The organism is Xenorhabdus sp. NBAII XenSa04, assembly GCF_963866145.1.
Taxonomy (GTDB): Bacteria; Pseudomonadota; Gammaproteobacteria; order Enterobacterales; family Enterobacteriaceae; genus Xenorhabdus; species Xenorhabdus indica.
On the sequence record NZ_CAWMEB010000067.1, the window covers coordinates 210 to 5,199 of the forward strand.

5 protein-coding genes are annotated in these 4,990 nt (G+C 45.4%); 4 read left to right on the top strand and 1 reads right to left on the bottom strand.

All coding sequences use genetic code 11. The features are described from left to right. The 4 genes from AAC147_RS03280 to AAC147_RS03295 form a co-directional block, all read left to right on the top strand. On the top strand, positions 1-815 hold an 815-nt coding region (locus AAC147_RS03280; RefSeq protein WP_255347687.1), incomplete at its 5' end, for a DNA primase family protein. A gap of 660 nt (positions 816-1,475) precedes the next feature. After that, entirely contained in the window at positions 1,476-3,476 is a 2,001-nt protein-coding gene (locus tag AAC147_RS03285; protein ID WP_047685631.1) for a type VI secretion system tip protein TssI/VgrG, read from the top strand. Next, positions 3,473-4,303 (top strand): DUF4123 domain-containing protein, encoded by an 831-nt coding sequence (locus AAC147_RS03290; protein WP_047685625.1) that lies wholly within the window; start codon positions 3,473-3,475, stop codon positions 4,301-4,303. Before AAC147_RS03285 ends, AAC147_RS03290 begins: the two co-directional genes overlap by 4 nt. A 20-nt stretch (positions 4,304-4,323) precedes the next feature. Continuing rightward, a complete protein-coding gene (locus AAC147_RS03295; RefSeq protein ID WP_047685627.1) occupies positions 4,324-4,593 on the top strand; it encodes a type VI secretion system PAAR protein in 270 nt (89 codons plus the stop codon). Between the two features lie 112 nt (positions 4,594-4,705). Here AAC147_RS03295 and AAC147_RS03300 read toward each other — a convergent pair. Beyond that, on the bottom strand, positions 4,706-4,990 hold a 285-nt coding region (locus AAC147_RS03300; RefSeq protein ID WP_231571594.1), incomplete at its 5' end, for a hypothetical protein.

Here is a 4,990-nt window from a genome sequence, read left to right on the forward strand (position 1 = left end):
TTTTTGCTGAAATCTGTTCAATGCTGGCAGGCAAAGGCAACACTGTTTCTGCCAGTATGGCCGCACTGGAAAACCCACGGGAACGGGCGCTGATTGTGGGGTATTCGTTGATTATCCTGCCAGACCAGACCCGCTATGTGGGCGATGGCTCTGGTATCAAGGCCATTACAGGCGGGGATGAAGTTGCTATTGATCCGAAGCATAAACAACCTTATTCAACCCGCATTCCTGCGGTGGTCTTGGCGGTAAATAATAATGCCATGAGTTTCAGTGATCGCAGTGGGGGTGTGTCACGGCGTCGGGTGATTTTCAACTTTTCCGAAGTCGTGCCAGAAAACGAACGTGATCCACTTCTACGGGAGAAGATTGCAACAGAATTGCCTGTGATTATCCGGCATCTGCTGCATCGGTTCGCTGACCCACAAGCCGCAAGGCGTTTATTGGCAGCGCAACAGAGATCAGAAGAAGCGCTGGATATCAAACGTGGCACTGATCCGCTGGTTGATTTCTGCGGCCACTTGATTGCATCTGATGAAGCTGACGGCCTGTTAATCGGGAATGCGGAGATTGTGCCATTTAATCCTCGTAAGTACCTTTATCACGCCTACCTTGCTTATATGAAAGGCAACAACCTGAATAAACCCATTTCTGTAACCCGTTTTGGCATGGATATGCCGGGCGCACTGGCGGAGTACAGGGAGCATTACCTGCGCAAGAAAAGCAAATGCGGCATTCGTAGTAATCTGAGCCTGAATATTGATACCGCCATTGAGTGGCTGCCAAAACTGACAAGTCATAACTTGGCAGAAGAATAATTTTTTCTTTATTGATGATAATTTTCAAAGAAATATAAAAAAGTGTTCACTACTGTTCACTTTATAATTTAAACCAGATATATCAACACATTATAGGGTGAATAGTTATTTTTAAACTGTTCATAACTCTTCAACCCTGTTCACCTTTTTCAGATTGAAGGTGAACGGTTGGATGAAGAGTAGTGATGAGTTTGATTTCAAGTTATCACCATTTAACAACATGAATTTAAATGAAAATATTAATAGGTGAATAGGGTGAACAGTTTTATCCCTAATTCTTTAATAGGGTGGCTTAGATAAAAAGGCTTTTCTGGCTGGCATAGTGTTTTTCAAAATCTCTGGTTTGTCTGGTTAATGTATTAGCCGGACAAAACAGAGAAGACAAGCGTAGCGCGTCAGTGTGATTTGAATCTGTCGTACTAGGTGAAATTTAAAAGAGGTAATTATCTGATTTTGTTTAGTCAGAGAAGTTAATCACAATTTTCCTGATGTACTTTTATTCTTACTGGAACATATAAATAATTTTATTATATCCTGCACCCTTCTCAATAAACCTAAAATACATAATGGTCATTCTATTACTAAATTATTTTTACTATTCAGGTCGTAACTAAGGATTGATACACCCCAAAATTATGGAGAGTACAAATGAGCAGGGTAATGGATAAAATAAACCAACTACTTGATCGCTCAGGTTTAATATTTACACTGATTACGGAAAATTTACCTGAACAAACTTTCGCAGTTGTCGATTTTTCTCTGAATGAAGCGTTATCAACCCCTTTTCGGCTGGAAGCCACACTGACTTGCCATATTGCTGACATTAATTTTGCCGATGTTTTGGACAGAAATGCCGCTTTTGCCGTGCATCGCAATGGGCGAGTTGAACGGCAAATCACCGGCATGGTGACACATTTTTCACTGCAATCAACCGGACGCCATCTCAGCCACTACCATATCACCATTCAACCTTCTTTATGGCGCGCATCTTTACGGGTCAATAGCCGGATTTTCCAAAATCAGTCCGTGATGGATATTGTAGAAAGCCTGCTCAGAGAAAATGGGGTGCGTAATTTTTTCTTTGCGCTCGGTTACAAGCACCCACCACGAGAATTTTGTGTTCAGTACGATGAAAGCGATCTGGCCTTTATCCAGCGCTTACTGGCTGATGAGGGTATTTTTTATTATTTCACTTTCGATCAGGAACAGCACGAGCAACGCATTGTGTTTCACGACTCCTGCCTGTCTCTTAATCAGGTGATTACTGTTCCCTATCGCCCAGAACCCGATGTGACGGGAGAAACAACCTGTATCCGCCAGTTTAGCTGGTCAGAGCGCGTGGGTGTGACCAATATCACGACCAAAGACAGAACGTTTAAAAACCCACGCTGGAACCGGGAATTCTGGTATGAAGGGCGCAATCTTGACAATCAGCGAAGACTGAACAGCTACCATTATTACGATTTTCCCAGCCGCTATAAAGATGATGAGTTAGGACAACGGGCAAGCCAGTATCGTCTGGAATACCTGCGCCGGGACACTCAGCTGGGTAACGGTCAGGGTGACTGTTTCGCCATGTGGCCGGGGCAGTTATTTAACCTGATGGATCACCCCAGAGCGGTTTTTAACGACCAGTGGCAGTTAATTCAGATAACCCATTCTGGCCGTCAGCCACAGGCAGATGAAAGCCAGTCAGGCGATAGCGGTACGTGGCTGTCTAATCAATTTACTTTCACCACCCGAAAAAACTCTTACCGACCTTCCCCTTACCCGAAACCCCAAATGGAAGGCCCGCATATTGCCACGGTTGTGGGGCCAGAGGGCGAAGAAATTTTCTGCGATGAACACGGGCGCGTCCGTATCCAGTTTGACTGGGACCGGTACGGTGAATTTAATGACCGCAGTTCTTGCTGGGTACGGGTCAGTCAGGCGTGGGCAGGGCAATTAATGGGCATGATTGCCATTCCCCGTATTGGTCATGAAGTATTAGTCGATTTTGTCCACGGCGATCCCGACCAGCCGATTATTGTCGGGCGGGCTTATCATGCCAACAATATTCCCCCAAACCGTCTGCCGATGGCGAAAACCCAGATGTCGATCCGTTCTAAAACCCACAAAGGAGAAGGGTTTAACGAATTACGTTTTGAAGATGAGAAAGATCGCGAAGAAGTCTTTATTCATGCTCAGAAAAACCTCGCCATTCAGGTGCGCAATTCACGCGGGGAACGCATTAACTATAACCGCATAACCAGCATCGGGCATGACGATGAATTGGTTATCGCCAATAACCGCAAGGTGACCGTAGAAGGTCAACAGGAGCATAAAACCACGGGCAATTATATTGAGCAGATTGACGGTGACCGCTCATTACAGCTCAAAGGCGATTTGGCTGAAAAAATTCAGGGGGTCGTCAGTGTGGATGCGCAGGGAGATTTGACATTACAAAGTGGCAGTAAGCTGACTTTGCGTGTCGGTGGGAGTTTTGTGGTGCTTCATGCTGGCGGCATCGATATTAAGGGTGCTGCCATTAATCTGAACTCCGGCGGTAGCCCCGGTGATTTATTGGCGCCTGCCAACCCTGCTATTTTGCTCGCGGCAGCCAGTGAAGGTTCAATGTTCGTCGCGCACTGTCCTCTGAAAGATAAGGAGAATCAGCAATGAGTCAGGAAAAACTCTACGCCATTATTGATGGGGCAGCAGAACCGGATTTGTTTTTAGCCTTAGAGCGTTACGATCCGCCTTCTGCCTGCCTTTATGGTGAACCGCTCCAGCCGGAACTGGTTAAAATCGCGCCCTATCTGGTACAGGTTACTGAAGAAGTTAAAATCTGGCTGGAATGCCGCAGAACGCCGTGGGGCATTTTCGTCCACAGCGAAGCCGATATGAAAACCGTGCGGCAACATTTACGCAAATACCTGCAAGTATTGCTACCTAAACAGGAAAAACCCGTTTTTTTTCGTTTTTACGATCCGCGTAATATCTGGGATTTTCTCGGCGTATTAAGTGACTGGGAGTTGCATTGCTTTTTGGGGCCAATTACTCGTGTTACAACACTTTATCTTGAAGAAGAACGCACGGATAACTTTGTTAAGGTGAGAGAACCTTTTCCCGTTGGTGCAACCAGCAAACGAAAAATGCTCGCTATCACAGAAATTCAGCTAGAGAAAATACAGGCCATGTTTACAGGACGGTATATTGAAAAATTAGCCGGATTCATTCCTGACTGGCTGGAAAAGGCTGATTTTGATTTTATCCCTCATATCGACACGGTGGAGTGCGCTCGGCAATTTTTTGACTGGTTTAGCGAAAATGGCATTACGGATGACCGTAATGTTCGTGGGCTGCTCCAACTTTTTATCATCCGGCATTATCTCACCATCGATGACCTGCCAGCAGCGTTATATGCCCAATTAACCGAATACAGCCGGCCAGGGCATATGCGGGCGGAAAGTGTATTAATTCAAGAAATGGGTCAGGTGCCTCTTTAACCAAAACAGGGAACAACAAGATGGGTAATGCAGTTAAAGTGGGTGATATTGGTACAAAGCACGGTAATTGTCCTGCAACCCCCGTTATTGCAGGCGCCAGTACCGTGAAAGTTGACGGAGTCTATCTCGCACGACAAGGTGACGCACTGGCTTCTCATTCGTCACACTCACGGAAGATCGCCGGCGGTTCCGGCTCTGTATTTATTGAAGGAAAACCTGCTGCCAGAACGGGCGATGCTGTTGATTGTGGCGGTATCGTAATTGGCAGTGGCAGTGTGAATATTGGTTAAGGAGAGGAGGTAAAATGACGTCAATAAAGGCCGGCTCTGCAATATGTGATTGTGACAACCCGGATGATTGCACCCACAAAATTAATGTTACATTGGGGGATAAAACGTTTAGTTATGAACAACTGAGCGGACTGTTTTCCTTGAGGGAAAAATCATCAATTTTCTTTGAATAGACTAACTCCCCAGTATACGGTTTGTTAGGCGAAAATTGCGCTATAGGCATCCCATCCTCACCAGATAAATTTCCAATTGGGCAGTTTGGATTGTGAGAAATACACCCCTTACTAAAGGCACTTAACTTTATAGGAAGTTTAGGCTTATCTGTTTCATTTTCGGGCTTAGGAACCACATAATACAGTACAGCTGGGAAGGGAAGCAGTTGTTCATAACTAAACGT

Bases quoted from the DNA above. Each gene is read 5' to 3' on its own strand.
- AAC147_RS03285 (WP_047685631.1), top strand. From the start codon at position 1,476: ATGGATAAAATAAACCAACTACTTGATCGCTCAGGTTTAATATTTACA.
- AAC147_RS03290 (WP_047685625.1), top strand. From the start codon at position 3,473: ATGAGTCAGGAAAAACTCTACGCCATTATTGATGGGGCAGCAGAACCG.
- AAC147_RS03295 (WP_047685627.1), top strand. From the start codon at position 4,324: ATGGGTAATGCAGTTAAAGTGGGTGATATTGGTACAAAGCACGGTAAT.